The organism is Desulfogranum marinum (assembly GCF_016918565.1).
Lineage (GTDB): Bacteria > Desulfobacterota > Desulfobulbia > Desulfobulbales > Desulfobulbaceae > Desulfogranum > Desulfogranum marinum.
Genome location: NZ_JAFFQD010000127.1, coordinates 1 through 1637, shown reverse-complemented (window position 1 = coordinate 1637; position 1637 = coordinate 1). Strand labels below are relative to the sequence as shown.

1 protein-coding gene is annotated in these 1637 nt (G+C 44.9%); it reads right to left on the bottom strand.

What is annotated here, in order from left to right; translation table 11 throughout:
* Positions 1 to 464 precede the first annotated feature (464 nt).
* Positions 465 to 1523: an IS110 family RNA-guided transposase gene (locus tag JWH17_RS23155; RefSeq protein ID WP_205225071.1), complete on the bottom strand. Its 1059-nt coding sequence runs from the start codon at positions 1521 to 1523 to the stop codon at positions 465 to 467.
* Positions 1524 to 1637 lie beyond the last annotated feature (114 nt).

The following is a 1637-nucleotide window of genomic DNA, read 5'->3' as shown; positions in this document are numbered from 1 at the left end:
CGCTTCCATGAGAAGGCTTGTCAACACCTGTTCGACTTGGCGAACCAAATTTTAAATTATCCCGTAACGTCAGGCTTCCATTCGCACTCATTTAAAGGCACAGCCATATGCCCGGTGCATTGTAATGTCCGCCGTGGAAGCTGCAACCTTACCTGCGATCTCTTTAATGTCATTGGCTGATAACGGATCTAGCGTAGACACGCAGTCTTCCAGACGGGACGTTAATTTTAGGGTAATTTAGATGGTTATTAATTACACCTTGTCTTGGTTGTTAACAACATAATATAAGGAGATTTTTTCTCCTTAACACCTTCTGGTTCAACCTGGAGAGCAAGGGGGTCAAGGAGAATGTTCCTTGCACCCTTTTGCAACCAAGTTTCCTACTTTTCATAGCTTTCCAATTTAGAACAATCTGTATTTACAGGGGAACATTGTCCTTGATGCCCGCCGTCGATTCAGGTTACCTACGCTGCAGCTACCTGTGTTTGTTTTTTCTTTGAATATAATGGGTCGTATATTTCCCCGTTTGCCCAGAGACTATGCATAAGCACAGCCAGCTTTCTGGCCACGGCAATCACTGCTCGTTTCTTAGCATTTTTTCCTCCGCGGGCAGCCAAACGAAGTCCAAACCTGCGAAAATTGCTATCTTTACTAAATGCTCCCAGAGTATACTGTGCTGCTTGGACCAGTAACCTTCGAACAAAAGTATCACCTGCTTTAGTAATACGTAACTGCTTGTCACTTTCCCCTGATTGGTCCTGGCGTGGCGTTAATCCAAAATATTTTCCAACCTGGCGACTCTTCTTAAAGCGACTGGGATCCTCCACAGCGAGTACATATGCTAAAGCAGTTAAAGGACCCACCCCTTGGATATTGCGTAACAACTCTGTCTCTGGGTAACTCTCCTTACTCATCTGCTCGATCTCTTTATCAAAGGCCTTAATCTGCTCTGTGAGCTGTTCGAGCATGGTAAGTATAGGGTGGAGGCTATTGATCAAAACCGTGGGTAAATTCGCCGCCGCTGTTTTATGAAAGGAGTCCGCGCTGCACTGTGGGAGTCTTTCTCCAATTGTTTTAACACTACTTCGCACATGATTGATGAAGCTTGCCCTACTTTTCACTAAAATGTCCCTTGATCTTAACAGTTTCATATCAATTTGAGCTTGCTCACCTTTATGGGTAATTGGATAGAGTAGCTTTGGGTCAAAGCGGGCAATACGGGCCAGCATTTCCGCATCCCGAGCATCGTTTTTCTGGTCACTCTCCCAGATGGCTCTCAGTTTTCTTGGGTTACCAACAAGGACCTCACATCCAGCATTTGTCAATAACCTACTGATCCACCCGGAGTGCGTTCCTGCTTCCAGTGCAACCAGAGCTCCCTCATAGGCGTTAAAAAAAGACCGTATCGCCTCAGCTGTATTTTCGATGGATATATCTTTCTTTATCGTTTCTCCGGCTGCGTTAAGAACATGGATTTGATTCTTTTTATCGCCGAGGTCCATTCCTATTGTTATACTATGCATGGCTGGTTCTCCTTTAATTGCAGCATCTGACTGCGTTGAGTTAGTTCTTGTCGAACATGCTATGTGTAGCATAAAACTCGGGAGGTGAACCAGCCTTCTCATTTTACCTTACCT